The organism is Nitrospirota bacterium (genome assembly GCA_016195565.1).
In the GTDB taxonomy this organism is placed as follows: Bacteria; Nitrospirota; Thermodesulfovibrionia; order Thermodesulfovibrionales; family UBA1546; genus UBA1546.
On sequence record JACPZK010000024.1, the window covers coordinates 1 to 15,639 of the forward strand.

At 43.4% G+C, this 15,639-nt stretch carries 20 protein-coding genes; all 20 read left to right on the forward strand.

The features are described 5' to 3' along the window. Positions 1 to 113 precede the first annotated feature (113 nt). The 20 genes from HY035_08135 (at position 114) to HY035_08230 (ending at position 15,533) form a co-directional block, all read left to right on the forward strand. Positions 114 to 263, forward strand: a complete 150-nt coding sequence (locus tag HY035_08135) for a DUF2892 domain-containing protein (GenBank protein ID MBI3378350.1) — start codon at positions 114 to 116, stop codon at positions 261 to 263. Positions 264 to 328: 65 nt separating this feature from the next. Then, positions 329 to 919, forward strand: coding sequence for a class I SAM-dependent methyltransferase (locus HY035_08140; protein MBI3378351.1), 591 nt, complete (start codon positions 329 to 331; stop codon positions 917 to 919). After that, positions 916 to 1,449 carry an OsmC family protein gene (locus HY035_08145; protein MBI3378352.1) on the forward strand — a complete coding sequence of 178 codons (534 nt, stop codon included), beginning with the start codon at positions 916 to 918 and terminating at the stop codon, positions 1,447 to 1,449. The genes HY035_08140 and HY035_08145 overlap by 4 nt, the downstream gene beginning before the upstream one ends. Positions 1,450 to 1,662: 213 nt before the next feature. Next, positions 1,663 to 3,279, forward strand: coding sequence for a GGDEF domain-containing protein (locus tag HY035_08150; GenBank protein MBI3378353.1), 1,617 nt, complete (start codon positions 1,663 to 1,665; stop codon positions 3,277 to 3,279). A gap of 92 nt (positions 3,280 to 3,371) precedes the next feature. Then, positions 3,372 to 3,758 (forward strand): hypothetical protein, encoded by a 387-nt coding sequence (locus tag HY035_08155; protein ID MBI3378354.1) that lies wholly within the window; start codon positions 3,372 to 3,374, stop codon positions 3,756 to 3,758. Next, positions 3,755 to 4,585 (forward strand): transketolase, encoded by an 831-nt coding sequence (locus HY035_08160; protein ID MBI3378355.1) that lies wholly within the window; start codon positions 3,755 to 3,757, stop codon positions 4,583 to 4,585. Before HY035_08155 ends, HY035_08160 begins: the two co-directional genes overlap by 4 nt. Continuing rightward, complete coding sequence (locus HY035_08165; protein ID MBI3378356.1) at positions 4,585 to 5,520, forward strand: transketolase family protein; 936 nt, start codon at positions 4,585 to 4,587, stop codon at positions 5,518 to 5,520. Before HY035_08160 ends, HY035_08165 begins: the two co-directional genes overlap by 1 nt. 3 nt (positions 5,521 to 5,523) lie before the next feature. Next, on the forward strand, positions 5,524 to 6,186 hold the full coding sequence (gene ftsE / locus HY035_08170; protein MBI3378357.1) for a cell division ATP-binding protein FtsE: 663 nt from the start codon (positions 5,524 to 5,526) through the stop codon (positions 6,184 to 6,186). Further along, entirely contained in the window at positions 6,186 to 7,064 is an 879-nt protein-coding gene (locus tag HY035_08175) for an ABC transporter permease (protein ID MBI3378358.1), read from the forward strand. Before ftsE ends, HY035_08175 begins: the two co-directional genes overlap by 1 nt. A 4-nt stretch (positions 7,065 to 7,068) precedes the next feature. Further along, the gene (locus tag HY035_08180) at positions 7,069 to 8,253 is read left to right on the forward strand and encodes a peptidoglycan DD-metalloendopeptidase family protein (protein MBI3378359.1); all 1,185 of its coding nucleotides are present in this window, start codon (positions 7,069 to 7,071) and stop codon (positions 8,251 to 8,253) included. Positions 8,254 to 8,296: 43 nt separating this feature from the next. After that, positions 8,297 to 9,637, forward strand: a complete 1,341-nt coding sequence (locus HY035_08185; protein ID MBI3378360.1) for a S41 family peptidase — start codon at positions 8,297 to 8,299, stop codon at positions 9,635 to 9,637. A 112-nt stretch (positions 9,638 to 9,749) separates the two neighbouring features. Then, positions 9,750 to 10,424 (forward strand): ribonuclease H-like domain-containing protein, encoded by a 675-nt coding sequence (locus HY035_08190; protein MBI3378361.1) that lies wholly within the window; start codon positions 9,750 to 9,752, stop codon positions 10,422 to 10,424. Between the two features lie 94 nt (positions 10,425 to 10,518). Further along, positions 10,519 to 11,526, forward strand: coding sequence for a hypothetical protein (locus HY035_08195; GenBank protein ID MBI3378362.1), 1,008 nt, complete (start codon positions 10,519 to 10,521; stop codon positions 11,524 to 11,526). Then, complete coding sequence (locus tag HY035_08200) at positions 11,523 to 12,167, forward strand: dTMP kinase (GenBank protein ID MBI3378363.1); 645 nt, start codon at positions 11,523 to 11,525, stop codon at positions 12,165 to 12,167. Before HY035_08195 ends, HY035_08200 begins: the two co-directional genes overlap by 4 nt. Positions 12,168 to 12,400: 233 nt before the next feature. Then, positions 12,401 to 12,811, forward strand: coding sequence for a hypothetical protein (locus HY035_08205; protein MBI3378364.1), 411 nt, complete (start codon positions 12,401 to 12,403; stop codon positions 12,809 to 12,811). A 119-nt stretch (positions 12,812 to 12,930) separates the two neighbouring features. Continuing rightward, positions 12,931 to 13,779, forward strand: a complete 849-nt coding sequence (locus tag HY035_08210; protein MBI3378365.1) for a hypothetical protein — start codon at positions 12,931 to 12,933, stop codon at positions 13,777 to 13,779. A gap of 149 nt (positions 13,780 to 13,928) precedes the next feature. After that, entirely contained in the window at positions 13,929 to 14,126 is a 198-nt protein-coding gene (locus HY035_08215) for a type II toxin-antitoxin system VapB family antitoxin (protein MBI3378366.1), read from the forward strand. 1 nt (position 14,127) lies between these two features. Further along, on the forward strand, positions 14,128 to 14,484 hold the full coding sequence (locus HY035_08220) for a type II toxin-antitoxin system VapC family toxin (GenBank protein MBI3378367.1): 357 nt from the start codon (positions 14,128 to 14,130) through the stop codon (positions 14,482 to 14,484). A gap of 433 nt (positions 14,485 to 14,917) precedes the next feature. After that, positions 14,918 to 15,205, forward strand: a complete 288-nt coding sequence (locus tag HY035_08225; protein MBI3378368.1) for a hypothetical protein — start codon at positions 14,918 to 14,920, stop codon at positions 15,203 to 15,205. A 79-nt stretch (positions 15,206 to 15,284) separates the two neighbouring features. Beyond that, the gene (locus HY035_08230) at positions 15,285 to 15,533 is read left to right on the forward strand and encodes a BrnT family toxin (GenBank protein ID MBI3378369.1); all 249 of its coding nucleotides are present in this window, start codon (positions 15,285 to 15,287) and stop codon (positions 15,531 to 15,533) included. Positions 15,534 to 15,639 lie beyond the last annotated feature (106 nt).

Sequence of the window (15,639 nt, forward strand, 5' to 3'; positions counted from 1 at the left end):
CCTACAGGATAAAATACAATACCTATAGGCCGCATGAGGCGCTGGGATATGATATCCCGGCTAATTATTATAAACTTGAAAATCTGGTGGGACTAACTTTAAACTCGAAATAGTTGTTCCGAAAAAGTCGAGCAGGACAGTTAATTGCCGGAGCTTTTATCCTTATCAGTCTTGCACTTGCATATTATCATTCAAAATACTGGCTAATAATGACTGGGGTTGTTGGTTTCAATCTCTTTCAGTCCGGATTCACTAACTGGTGACCGATGATGACAATCCTCAGGTTACTGGGGATAAAAAAAGATAAGCGATGACAAGACAGAAAATAATGGAAATAGAACAAAGTTCGTGGGATGAGCTTTATGATATAGACCCTGAACACTTCGGGGCAGGGGAAAGCAAATTTGCTATTACGTGTTGCCAGATAATGAAGGATTACGGTGTCAAGAGAATCCTTGATATTGGGTGTGGGTATGGACGAGACAGTATATTCTTTGGGAGGCAGGGCTTCAACGTCTTTGCTCTTGACTATTCGCACAAGGCTCTCTCCATTTTAAATAGAAGAATTTCAGCCTCTCCGTTAAAGAAAAATGTCGTACCGATTCAATATGACATATGTAAAGGCATGCCCTTTGATGATGGGTATTTTGATGCCGTATATTCATTCCTGCTTTTTCCTGTAGGCTTTTCTGAAACAGAGATAGAGTATATCTTTTCTGAGATTTACAGGGTGTTACAACACAATGGTCTCTTTTTGGCTTGTGTAAGAACCGGCAAAGAGGTAAGCAGCTTTTTCGATGAAAGATATATTAGGTCAAAGCTAAAAATGTTTCACATAAACACCCTTAATGCCAGGAATATATCTGTAGGAAGATACAATTTTAATGTTATTGAAATTTTTTCAAGGAGAACAGCATGATTTATAAAGTAGAGCTTAAAAAACTTAGAGATACAATTGAAAATGTAAAAAAGAATCCTGATGGGGCAAAGAGAGCAACAAAGATAGAAGGGACATGGAATATAGACGAGGGCGATGGCCCGCAGTTTGAAGCAGAGATTGCCTTTGAGAAGGGAAAAATGAATTTTGAAATGACACAACCAACATTTCTGGGTGGAAATGGAACAAGGCCAGGCCCCATGCATTATTGCCTTTTTGGATTAGCCTCATGCTATGCTGCCACCTTTGCCACAGTGGCAGCGATGGAAGACTTTTCCCTTGATGGATTAAAGGTTATTGCAGAAAACAGGATAGATTTCTCAAGGGTTCTTGGATTGAGCGATAATCTCCCAATTGAAGGAGTAAAAATAACCGCTGTTCTTAAAAGCGATGCACCAGAGTCTGAAATAAGAAAGATAGAGAAATTAGCACAAGAGAGGTGTCCAGTCGTCTTTTGCCTCAGAAATCCAATCCAACTGGAGACGGAATTGGTTGTTCAGGGTCGTGAGTGAACAGTTATCACTTCTATAGACCATCAGGTGGGGATTTTTCTATTAACCCAGAAATTAGATATAATTTTTCAGACCATATCTGGGCAGCAATTGGTGGGAATATCTTCGGCGGAGGCGAGAGATGGAGTCAATTCGGGCAATTGGACAGGAATGACAATATTTATTTACAATTAAGATATGAGTTTTAGGTAAGAGAGGTTGTTTATTTCAGCGATGCAGGAATTAGACGAGATAAAAGTGAAGTGGGCATACCCTTTAAAGAAAAAAATCCTTTTAGGGCTCATGGGGTTTTTGACGCTCTCCATTATGGCGGCAATGGTTTTTATTGTCTTGACGGTCAGAACCAGCCTGATTAATGACAGCAAGATTAAGGCACAGGAACTGGCTGATGCAATAAAATCGAATCTGCGAAGTCTTATGCTAATGCGAAACCCCTATGTAATGCAGGACACCTTTGACAATATAGGGAAGAATGCCGACTCAATAGTAAAGGCTTTTATCCTGGACAGGACAGGCAGGATTGCCTTTTCTACTGATAGAACTGAGATAGGAAAAGTCCTGGACAGACATGGTGAAAAGTCCTGTCAGGGCTGTCATCAAAAGGCAGATGCAGCGCCGTCAGAAAACGCCATAATTACAATGAGCAACGGTATTAAGGTGCATAGAAATGTAAAGGTCCTATACAATGAAGAGGCCTGTTATGGGTGTCATTCAAAATCAGACCGTATAAACGGGAAACTTATAATTGACCACTCCCTGAAACACACATATTCGCTTATTACATCAATAGAATTAATTGTCTTTGGTTCAGGAATAGCCTGCCTTGTTTTTCTTATTCCATTTTTGTCGAGGAAGATTGATAAATACATTGTTGAAATAATTAGTCAGAACGACGAACTCACATTGCTTTACACAATGGTAAACCGTCTTAGCAAAACTATAGATTTAGAAGAGTTAAAACATATAGTTGCTGGTATTCTCGCAAATACGCTTGGTGCGGATGAGGTTGATATAATACTCCCTAAGGACAACAAGGGATACAGGGTCTTTACCCTGATGGCAGGTAAAGACAAAATAATGCGTAAAAAGGTCAACAGAAATGACCCGATGCTATTGGTTATAAACGATTGGCTCAATAGTGGCTTTGACAGAGAAAATATCTCTGAAGACGGAAAACAGGTATATATGCCTATTGCAAAGGGGGATACCCCTCTTGCACTTATTGGCGTTAGAAAGATAGATGGAACATTTGACCCCCGGAGGTTCAGGCTTATCAGGGCAATAAGCGGTCATATAGCGATTGCCTTTGAAAATGCCCGGCTCTATCACATTGCAATAACCGATGAACTGACGCATCTTTATACACCGAGACATTTCAGATACTGTATTGACAGGGAGTTTTCATACTTTGAAAAGTATGGCGAGAAGATTACCCTCTTAATGCTGGATATAGATGATTTCAAAAAAATTAACGATACCTACGGGCATACTGTTGGTAATTCTGCGCTTAAAGGGGTTGCTCAATGTATACTGTCTTCTATAAGAGATAATGACCTCGCCTTCCGTTATGGAGGTGAAGAATTCACTGTGTTTCTCCCATCAACTGATGCCGGCGGGGGAAGGATTGCAGCAGAGAGAATAAGGAAAAATATTGAAAACTCTGTTTTTGAAAAAGGGACACATAATTTGAAGGTTACAATAAGCATAGGTGTCTCAACCTGCCCTGACAATGCGCATACCGCAAAAGACCTTATACTCACAGCAGATAAGGCGCTCTATAAGGCAAAAGAGACAGGGAAGAATAAGGTTATCGTGAGTAGTGAGGAATGAAAATTAAGTCCTCCTCTTCCATTTTCCGCCTCTGCTGTAATATAATAATTTAAAGTTGTTTCAAATAACTCTCAGAGAGAATATTCATAGAAATGCTTGTCGGTTATAATAATAACGTAACCTACAAGGGAAAGGTTTATCATGTCCAGACAGAGGACAGCGGATTGAACAACCCTATCATAGTTACGCTTCTGTATTTCAAGGGCACAATCCTGGCTTCAAAAAAAATAAGCTATTCTCACCTCATCGGAATCAAAGACATCAAAAAAAGCGTCAGGGAGTTGATGAAGGAACAGCACAAGGCAATACTCAAAGAATTGATTGCGGGAAAATATACCGGCGATGAGGCAGAAGAAGAGAAAAAGGAAGAACCGGTAAGCGTTGCAAGCATGGCTGAACCTGAAATGAAAAAAATCAAAGACAAAACTCTGGATGATATTCTTCTGGATTACATCATGCAAAGGGAGAAGAAAAAATGAGTCAGGTTTCTGCCTCAAAAGATATCGCATTTCTGAAAGAACAGGCAAAGGCAGTAAGGATTGAAATCCTGAAGATGCTTGCGGAGGCAGGCTCAGGCCATACAGGCGGCTCTTTGTCAGCAGCCGATATAGCAACCGCGCTGTATTTTTCCAAGATGAGGCATAATCCCAAAGACCCTGCGTGGGAGGAGAGGGACAGATTTATACTCTCAAAAGGCCATGCGGCGCCTCTGTTATATGCGGTTCTTGCCCTTTCAGGATATTTTGATAAGTCACTGCTGAATACATTGCGCAAGATCGGAAGCCCCCTGCAGGGGCATCCATGTTCAAAACTGCTTCCGGGCGTAGAAATATCAACGGGTTCGTTAGGACAGGGGCTGTCCATTGCGAACGGGATTGCAATGGGACTGAAAATGGACGGCATGAATTCACGTGTTTACTGTATTTTAGGAGACGGAGAAACTCAAGAAGGACAGGTGTGGGAGGCAGCGATGACAGCAGCCCATTACCGGCTTGATAACGTGTGCGCAATCATAGATAACAATGGCCTTCAGATAGACGGGCATTGCTGCGATGTAATGGCGCTTGAACCCATTGCAGAAAAATGGAGTGCCTTCGGATGGCATGTAATTGACATTGATGGGCATGACATGAAGGCTATTCTTGGCGCTCTCGATGAGGCTGAGGGAATAAAAGGGAAGCCTGCAATGATAGTTGCAAGGACGGTAAAGGGAAAAGGAGTCTCCTTTTTTGAAGGAAAGGTGCAGTATCATGGCATGGCTCCCACTTCAGAGGAATTGGAAAGGGCGTTAAAGGAGTTAGAATAATGGGTGAAAGAATAGCTACAAGGGATGCATACGGAGATGCGCTTCTTGAACTTGGCAAAAAAAGGAAAGAGGTTGTCGTGCTTGACGCAGACCTCTCAGGCTCTACAAAGACAGCAAAATTTGCAAAGGTTTTCCCTGAGAGATTTTTTAATATCGGAATTTCCGAGCAGGATTTAATCGGCACAGCAGGCGGCCTTTCGCTTGCAGGCAAGCTGCCCTTTGCTTCTACATTCGCTGTTTTTGAGACAGGGAGGGCGTGGGAGCAGATAAGGCAGACAATCTCTTATTCAAGCCTGAATGTGAAACTCGTTGCAACTCACAGCGGGATTACCGTTGCCGAGGACGGCGCATCGCATCAGGCCATAGAAGACATTGCCCTCATGAGAGTCCTTCCCAACATGACCGTGATTGTGTCTGCGGACGGTATAGAGACAAAACAGGTCATTGCGGCAATAGCTGATTTTTACGGGCCTGTTTATGTCAGGCTTGGAAGGTCCAAGGTGCCTGTGGTTATGCCTGATGACTATAAATTCACAATAGGCAAGGCGCATAAATTCCATATAGGAAAAGATGCAAATATAATTGCGGCAGGCATAATGGTTTCTGTTTCGCTTGATGCAATGGAGCTGCTGAAAAAAGAGGGGATTGATGCAGGCGTGATAAATATGCCCACTGTCAAGCCGTTGGACAATGATGCGGTTATTGAGGCTGCGAGGGCGTCAGGATTAATTGTAACGGCAGAGGAGCATTCTGTTATAGGCGGGCTCGGCGGAGCGGTGTGTGAATTCCTCGCTGAGAATTATCCGGTGCCTGTAAAAAGAATCGGGATTAAGGACACTTTCGGCTGTTCCGGGCCTTCTGATGAACTGATGAAATTATACGGGTTGACAGCAGAGGATATTGTAAGGACTGTTAAACAGGGATTGAAGAGATAAATTATGATACATTTTTCCAATGTCACTAAGCTTTATGAAAAGCAGGCGGCTCTTAAGAACATAACCTTTTCCATAGAAAAAGGCGAAATGGTTTTTATGACAGGGCCGAGCGGCGCAGGGAAATCCACGCTCCTTAAGATTATCTATTTTTCGGAAAAACCTGATGAGGGCAGCGTAACCATAGCGGAATGGGATTTAAGCAAGCTTAAGGAATCAAGCATTCCGTTTTTAAGGAGAAACATAGGGGTGGTTTTTCAGGACTTCCGGCTTCTTGACAACAGGAATGTCTTTGACAATGTTGCCATAGCCTTGCGCATACGGGGCATGCTGGACAGCGCGATACAGGACCGGGTGATGGAAACACTGAAGATGGTAAATTTAAGGCATAAGGCAGACAGTTTTCCGCGGGCTCTTTCAGGCGGAGAACAGCAGAGAGTGGTTATTGCGCGCGCAATTGTCGGAGAGCCGACAATCCTGCTTGCTGATGAGCCGACAGGCAACGTTGACCCTGACACTGCGGCAGGAATTACGCGCTTGTTTAAAGGTGTAAACGCAAGGGGAACTACAGTTGTTATCGCTACACATAACAGGGAACTTTACAGGAATACAGGGCGGAGAGTGTTCAGGATTGACAACGGTAATATAGTCGGAGAGGAGATAGGATAATGTATCTTTTATATTCGTTAAGACTTGCCATCCAGAGCTTATGGCGTGAAAAGTGGATAAACCTCCTCTCAGTGCTGACAATCGCGGCAGGGCTGTTTATGATCACACTCACATTTTTTGTTGTTTATAACATAGACCTGGCAACAAAAAGACTTCCGGCAAGGTTCTCCGTAATGCTTTACCTGAATGACGGGCTGTCAGAACAGGAAACAGAAAGCATAATTGCACAACTGAAAAAGAATAATGCCGTTGAACAGGCAAGATATATAGCAAAGGATAAGGCGCTGGAGGAATTAAAAGGCGTTTTAAAGAATGCAGATTATATTCTTGAGGGCATTGACGAAAACCCTCTCCCTGCATCAATTGAGATTAAGCTTAAGAAAGAATCCGTCAATATCGCAAGCGTTAAGAAGGTTGCCGCAGAGATTAAAAAAATAAAAGGCATTGCAGAGGTGGAGTACGGAGAACAATTCCTTAATTCCATCCACTCTATCAAAGGAATGGCAAAGGCAGGCAGTTTATCTCTTATTATCATAATGTCGGCAGGAGTGATTTTTGTATGTTACAGCACCATAAAGATTGCGTTTTACAGGAGAAAAGAAGAGATAGAAACATTTAAACTTCTTGGCGCAACCAGGGGATTCATACGGGCGCCTTTTGTTATAGAGGGGAGCGTGCTCGGGATGTTCGGCGGGATTGCAAGCATGGCAGCCGCGTTCGTATTTTACTATGTGCTGTTTTATAAGGTTACCGCTGCTATCCCAATACTGAAAATCCTTGTATTCCCTATTGAAACTTTCCCGGCCCTTCCTGTTGCCGGATTGCTGTTAGGCATAGGAGGCGCTGTAATTGCGCTGGGAAGAATAAGATTCTCCTGAAAAGATGCACGATACACGATGCACGATACATGATACACGAAAAAGACAAGCTCTCTATCTTGCATCCTGCATCTTGTATCTTGCATCAATTTTTCTATTCACTGACACTGCTTCTGCCGCCAAAGATCCCAAGGAAGAATACAAGAAGCTTCAAAAAGAAATAGATACCCACAAGGAAAAACTCGAGAAAGCCAGGAGGATGGAGCATTCGGTCCTTGAAGAACTCGACAGGACGAATAAGGACCTCAGCCAGACTCAGGCGGAGTTAAGAAAATACATTGGAAAGCGAAAGGTTACGGAAAATGAGATACGCAAGGTTGAGGCAGACATATCGGTAAACAGAGCAAAACTCGAAAGGCAGGCAGAGTGGCTTAAGAGGAAACTTCGCGTTATGCAGAAGTATGGGTATTCAGGCGATGGTGTGATTCTGCTTTCAACTTCGGAGGACATAGCTCAGTTGATGAGAAGGTGGAGGTATATTAAGGAACTGGCAGAGTACGACCATAAGATGCTGAACAGCTATAAAGAGACCATAAAAAATCTTGCAGAGCAGGAAAGCCGTTTAAAGACGCTGCACGCCGAACTGAAAAAGAGTGAGGAAAAGATACAGGCAAACGAGAAGGCAATTGCAGAAAAGAAAAGAGGCAAAGAAATGCTTCTGTCCTCTGTAAGAAAGGAAAAATCTTCTTACGAAAAAATGCTGAAGGAATTAAAAGAGGCTTCCAACAGGCTTATGGAGATAATAAGGCGTTCTGAGGAAGCTGAGACATATGCCGCAAAGGGCTTTCACAATCTGAAGGGGAAGCTGGAATGGCCTGTCAAAGGGAAGGTTATAATCCCGTACGGGGCACAGAAAGACCCTCAGTTCAACACGCCGGTATTCAGAAATGGCATACATATAAAAGCAGCTGACAATACCTCAGCAAAGGTAGTGCATGGCGGTAAAGTCGTATTTGCCGATTGGTTCAAAGGTTACGGCCAGCTTGTTATAATAAGTCATGGGGAAGGCTATCATACCCTATATGCAAATTTAGCCGAGATTTTTTATAAGGTTGGAGATATAATAAAAGGACAGCAGGCCATAGGCAAGGTCGGGGAATCAGGAACCCTGAATGCGCCGGGCCTGTATTTTGAGGTAAGATATAAGGGGAAACCGCTTGACCCTATGCAGTGGTTAAAGAAGAGATAATTTTTTGACGCCTGTAAGGGAGGAAATGGGGGTTAAGGAGAAAATGAAAAAGAAAAGATTTGTTTTAACATGGATAATTATTCTGACAGTTGCCTTGAGTGGCGTCTTCATAGGCAGGATGTCGATCGGGAGTATGCGCGCCGAGGGCGAAGGTTATGAATATCTTAAGGTATTCACAGAGGTGCTCTCTCTTGTGAAGAAGAATTATGTTGAAGAAGTAACGACAAAGGATTTGGTATATGGCGCAATAAAGGGAATGCTTAATTCGCTGGACCCGCACTCAGCTTTTATGCCGCCGGAGGCATATAAGGATATGCAGCTTGACACAAAAGGCGAGTTCGGCGGAATCGGTATACAGATAGGACTGAAGGATGGGGTTCTGGATGGGGTTCTGACCGTAATAGCTCCTATTGAAGATACGCCGGCTTATAATGCAGGGATAAAGGCAGGAGATAAAATAATAAAGATCAACGGAGAGTCAACAAGAGATATGGGGCTGCAGGACGCTGTCAGCAAGATGCGCGGGCTAAAAGGCACTTCCGTAGCAATTACGATTATGCGTGAGGGCTGGAAAGATACAAAAGACTTTACGATTGTGAGAGATGTAATAAAAGTGAAGAGCGTGAAATCCAGGGTCATAGAAAATAATATCGGCTATGTGAAGTTAAGCCAGTTTCAGGAACGCACTGCGGATGACCTTGAAGCCGCCCTTTCCAAGCTTGAGAAGCAGAATATAACTTCACTTATCCTGGACCTCAGAAACAATCCGGGCGGGCTTTTGAACAGCGCTGTTGATGTTTCAAGCCAGTTTCTGCCGGCAGGCAAGGTTGTTGTATCCATAAAGGGCAGGAGCGGTGAAAAAGGAGAGTATCGGACAGAAGACGGCAAGGTTTCTGAGCAGGAAGCAAAGAAGGCAAAGATGTTCAGCGCTATTCCGATGATTGTCCTTGTAAATCAGGGAAGCGCGAGCGCCTCAGAGATTGTTGCAGGAGCGCTTAAAGACTGGAACAGGGCTGTCATACTCGGGGTGCAGACTTTTGGAAAAGGCTCTGTTCAGAGCGTTGTGCCTTTAAGCGACGGCTCAGGGTTAAGGCTTACAACAGCACGCTACTATACGCCAAAAGGCATCTCTATTCAATCAACAGGAATTACGCCTGATATTATTGTGAAATTGGAACAGAAAAATGGCGTGAAAGAACATACCGTAGTAAGAGAGAAGGACCTTGAAAGGCATCTCAAGAATGACCAGCTTGAGGAAAAGCAAAAGACACCCGAAGAAACAGCGCCCATAGAGGTCAGCGAAAAAGAGGATATTCAACTCCAGAGGGCCATAGACCTTCTTAAGACCTGGAAGGTTTTTAAAGAACTGCCCAAGGCAGCATAACAAAAAGTTAAAAGTTAATAATTAACAACTAATTCAATATTCAAGATTTAATATTTAAATTTTGAGTTTTGAATTTTAAATTTGTTTTATTAACTCTTAACTTATTAAAAGAATGTCCCGCATAATTTTTGACATAGAGACAAGCGGCAAAGACTTTGATTCCCTTGACAAGAGAACGAAGGAATACCTGCTTAGCTGGGCAGAGACAGAAGATGATATCAAGGATGTCAAGGAAAGCCTTTCATTCTATCCCTTAACAGGCGAAGTCATCACCATAGGCATTCTTAACCCTGATACAGACAAAGGCGCGGTATATTTCCAGTCGCCTGAAACACAAACCGCTCCTTTTGAAGAGAACGGGATAAAATTTGAAACAGGCACAGAAAAAGAAATTCTTGAAAAATTCTGGAATACGGTTAAAAGCTATAGAGAGATAATCACATTCAACGGAAGGGGCTTTGACTGCCCCTTCATTCTAATCCGTTCCGCTGTCCACAAGATAAAACCCACAAAAGACCTTATGCCCAACAGGTATAACGGCGCTCACATAGACCTCCTGGACCAGCTTACATTTTACGGAGCGTCAAGGCGCAGGTTCAGCCTTGATATGTGGTGCAAGACATTCGGCATTAAAAGCCCGAAAGAAGAAGGCATAACAGGATATGATATTAAAAATCTTTTTTCTGATAAGAGATATCTTGATATTGCAAGGTACTGCCTCGGAGATATTAAGGCAACAAAGGAACTGCTTGGTTACTGGGAAAACTACATAAAATTCGGAGTATAAAAAGTATAAGTAATCGAGCAGGAAGTGAGATTGCAACTTTTCACTTTTCACTTTAAACTTTCAACTTCTTAACCTGATAATGTATCATTCTTAAATGCTGCCAAAACCATTCTCAACAACAGGCATCGGAAGCCTTCCGCACAAAGATGCTGAAGAGGCGTGCAGGCTTATCCTCAAAACTTTTGACATTCCTTTCTGGCCCCAGCTTCCCAAGATGTCCTTCAGGGAGTGGATGATCCCTCAGTACTCGGAAGGAATGCCTTATATCAGGATAGATGCAGAAAAAGCACTGGTCTGGATTGAAAGAAACAAAAGCGATGAGCTTGAAAGGTTCTATGAGTCATGCACTGATGAAAGCAGGATTGCAATCTCTGATGATTATGGAAAAGGGCTTCATGCATTTCTCAAAATGATTAAAGCGCCTTTCGGGTTTCTCAAGGGGCATGTAACAGGGCCTCTGACCTTTACGCTCGGACTCAAAGACGCTGATGGAAGGCCGGTTTATTTTGATGAGGAACTCAGGGAAATAGCGCTTATGCTTCTTAAGGCAAAGATCAGATGGCAGATAGGCATGCTTAAGCAGTTTGCAGATAATGTGATTATATTTCTTGATGAGCCGATACTCTCTGCCCTCGGCAGCACAGCCTATCTCGGCGTAAACTCTGATGATGCAATGAGGCTTATAAGAGAGGCTTCAGATACGATAAAAGACAATGGAGGCATTTCAGGCATACATTGCTGCGGCAATGCCGACTGGCCTTCTGTGATGGGAACAGGCATAGATATCCTGAACTTTGACGCATACGGATATTTTGACACGCTCTTGATGTACAAGGATGATGTTGACAGATTTCTTGAAAGAGGAGGATGCCTTGCATGGGGGATTGTGCCGACAACAGATGCGATAAGGCGAGAAACTTTTGATTCGATAAGAAAACAATTTGACATGAAACTGGAAAAAATGTCAAAGGCAGTCTCATCAGGCCTTATTCTTTCAAGGATAATCCTTACGCCGTCATGCGGCACAGGCTCAAGGAGCATTGAGGAGGCATTAAAGATATTTCAGATGCTTATGCAGCTCAAAGAGGCGTATTCAAAATGAAAGGCGGAAAACAGAAACTGAAAAAGGGAATTTTCATCTCTCTTGAAGGCATAGAGGGGACAGGCAAGTCCACGCAGGCAAGGCTGCTTTCTGAATATCTCAGAAAGAAAGGATACGAGGCAGCGCTTACCGAAGAGCCCGGAGGCACGCCTATCAGCAGGCAGATAAGAAAAGTCCTTCTCTCAACTAAACATGACAAAATGGATTATATGGCAGAGCTTTTGCTTTATAATGCAGCGCGGATTCAGCACATAAAAGAAAAAATTATCCCTGCACTCAGCAAAGGAAAGATTGTTATCACAGACCGTTTCAGCGATTCCACTGCTGCGTATCAGGGCTATGGCAGGGGCATAAGCCTTAAGCTGATAGACTCTCTTGACAGGATTGCAACTGGCAGAATGAGGCCGGACTTCACAATACTCCTTGACCTTGATGTGAAAACAGGACTTATGCGAAACAAGCATATCAATAAAGTGGACAGGCTTGAACTTGAGGATGTAAAGTTTCACAAAAAAGTCAGGGAAGGTTTTCTCAAGCTTGCGGCAAAAGAACCAAAGAGAATAAAATTGGTAAAAGCCTCAAAGGGCATTGCTGAGATTCACAGGGAGATTGTGAGTGTTGTAAATAAGATTTTGGGATGACTGCCTGCATTGTTGGACGATTTTTCCTATATTTTACGAATATCGTTTTTAGTCCGTATTACCACAAAAGGCGAAATGCCGCAAAACTTATCCTATTGATTTTATTGCTTTTTTAACTTCATTAATATTTCGTTTTATGCTATATTATATCAAATTATCGCAAAAGGCGAATATTCGGATATTAATTGTTATGCGCAATGCTATGAAAGATAATAGAAGGAGCAAGAAAAGACATGATTAGAAACAATCAACTTCTATTTCTTAAGCTCAGCTTTATCATTGGAACAATCGCCGACTTTATTGTTGGAATAAATTGGTTGCTTATCAGCCTTGGATATAGTATTCCAAGCCTGATTTCTTCTTTTAAAGGTGCGGGAACAGATTACCGTTTTGCAATGTATATCGGTACGCTGTTTATGTTTGGCTGGACAGTTCTTCTTTTTTGGGGCTACTTAAAACCTCTCGAACGAAGAGGTTTGCTGATAATTACTGCTGTACTACTGTTGATTTCGATAATGATCGAATTGCTTTTTTATCGTAATATATTGGTCGGCATCGGTTTCATATCCGGGGTAATTTTAAGGCTCCTACTCATAGCCAAATTCACGTTTAGTTACTTCTATAGCTTGAAGAAATACGATTAACGGTATCGCAAAAAGGCAAGCAGACTAACGGGAATATCAACGAAGACGCATAACAATTCGCTCAAGAGGGACGCGGCAAAAACCCGCCGCGCCCCTTAGCTTGGCGTTAGGCGGAGACTATGAGAAATCTATTTAGCAAGATGTCCATTAAGATTGTCGCCATAATTTTCATTGTTCTTATGTTGTGTTGGCAATCCTTGTCGGCAAATATGGTGACACTCACCGGTTATGCTGCGGAGGTATACCGACGAGCGCAAAGCGGGCGCTGGTTTGCAGACGCCGTAAAATTAAATCCTGACATTATTCCCACATCCGATGGCCAGAGCTTTATTGTAGTATGGAAAGCGACCGGGAAAAATCCAAAACACTGGATTGTCTCGCTGCATGGCAGTCAGGGTTTTGCCACAGATGACCTCGCCATCTGGTATCCACATCTTAAAAATAGCGACGTAGGGCTTGTAAGCGTGCAGTGGTGGATCGGCACAGACGATACAACCAAATCCTATTACACACCGTTGCAGATCTACCGCGAAATTGATATTGCGCTCCAGAAACTTGGCGTGCAACCCGGCACGGTAATGTTGCACGGTTTCAGTCGCGGTTCCGCCAATTCCTACGCCGTTGCCGCTATTGACGCGGGCCGGGGCAGACACTACTTTTCACTCAACGTCGCCAGCTCCGGCGGTGTCAGCCTCGACTACCCTCCAACACGCGCGATTCTCGATGGCGCATTCGGTGACCACCCGTTACGAAGCACACGCTGGATAACCGTAGCCGGTGCGCGCGAAGGAAATCCAGTAGCTCAAGACCGTGATGGCATTCCAGGGATGAAAAGAACAGCCGCATGGCTACGGGAACAAGGCGCAACCGTCATTGAGACCATCGAAGATCCTGACGAAGGACATGGCGCACTCATGCTGAATCCGAAGAACGCGCGGCACGTGCTTGATTTGTTTCTCAATAAATAGCCTCACTTTGACTTTCGACTCTGATAATACTCCCCGCCGCTGATTTAGGGTGTTAACCCTCTCAAAACAATTCTGCTACTATTGACAGATGCATATCAATAAGGCATACTAATGCATATAACAATATAGCAAGATAGAAAGGAGAAATCATGAGAACCACGTTAAATATAGAAGACGAACTGGTAGAAAAAGCAACAAAATTAACCGGCATTAAGGAAAAAACTTCACTGGTTAAGTTGGGGCTTGAAGCGCTTATAGCGAGAGAAAGCGCCAGACGGCTCGCTAAACTGGGGGGAACTGAAAGCAAACTGGAAATGATTCCTCGCAGAAGAGCGACAAACGCATAAAATGGTTCTTGTTGATACCTCGGTTTGGGTGGAGCATTTGCGGCATGGGGACATCAGGCTTGAAGCTCTTTTAAATGACAGCCGCGTTGTCTGCCACCCGTTCATTATCGGCGAACTGGCTTGTGGCAATCTCAAAAACAGGGCGGAAATATTGTCTCTTCTGCATGCGCTCCCTATGGCAATATCCGTTGAACATGAGGAAACAATGCAGTTTATAGAAAATCATTTGCTAATGGGAAAAGGCTTGGGGTACATTGATATTCACTTGCTTGCCTCAGCTATATTAACCAAAGTTCCATTTTGGACATTTGATAAGAAACTAAAAGATGTTTCTGTGGACATAGGGGCAGGGTATTAATTAAAGCCTCAAAAGGCATTGATGCGATTCACAAGGAGATTGTGAGGATTGTTAATAGAGCTTTAAAATAAAATTATCACAAAAAGCCGCGTGTGGCATAAAAAATAATGTTATGGCTCTCATGTCCATAGATCACGACATCGCAGCATCAGCGGAATTGCTTACTGAGTGTAATGCCCGTATAAATGGGGCGACACTCGGTGACTCTACGAGAAACAGAGTCTCCGCGGCTCTGTTACATCTATCCTTAGAGCATCATGGTGCAATACATCTCTTAATATCGAACCTCACCCCGCACTATGGTTCAGCCTTCGCTCTGCTTCGTCCTCAATTTGAGGGTTTCGTACGAGGCGTTTGGTTTCATCGCTGCGCGAGTGAACAAGAACTATCAAAGTTCATTAAAGGCGGCGAACCACCTAAAATTGATGAACTAATGCAGGCTATTGAGACTGTCCCAGGTTACGAAGAAGGGCTGCTTAAGTCAACGAAGCAGAACGTCTGGAGAATAATGTGCGGCTATGCACACGGTGGCTCTGTTCAGGTTGCAAGCCGTATGAGCGCCACGGAAATTGCTGGTAACTACACCGAACAACAAGTACGCGAGTTAATCTCTCTGGTTTGTCCAATCACGCTTCTTGTCTCTGTTGCTTTTGCTCAACTGCTGGACAACGACACAATGGCGAATGAGTTTCTGTCAATATACCAGCGGCTCTTTCCGTAAGCGTCATACTCATCTTCCCCATACACATAGCCATATATTTATATTGCCATTTCTATCATATCTGTAGTATATTATTTCTATGGGTGAAGCCCGCTTTGAGTGGGACGATGAGAAAGACAGGGACAATCAGGCAAAGCATGATGTCTCTTTTTCAATGGCTCAACGGGCTTTTCTTGACCCTCAACGTGTAATCGTTGAAGATATGAATCATAGCAAAGAAGAGGAGCGGTTTTACTGTATTGGCCGTGTCGGCAGGGGCATTATGACTGTTAGGTTTACATACAGAGGCAATGGTGTAGGGTTTGACGAAATTAGGAACAACTGGTAAGTTAGTCCTCCGGAAGGAGGAAGCAGATGGCAAGAAAGAAATGGAGCGCAGAAGAGAAGCAGAAAATGGTATTGGCAGGCTTGAGGAATGAGGCGTCAGTAGCAGA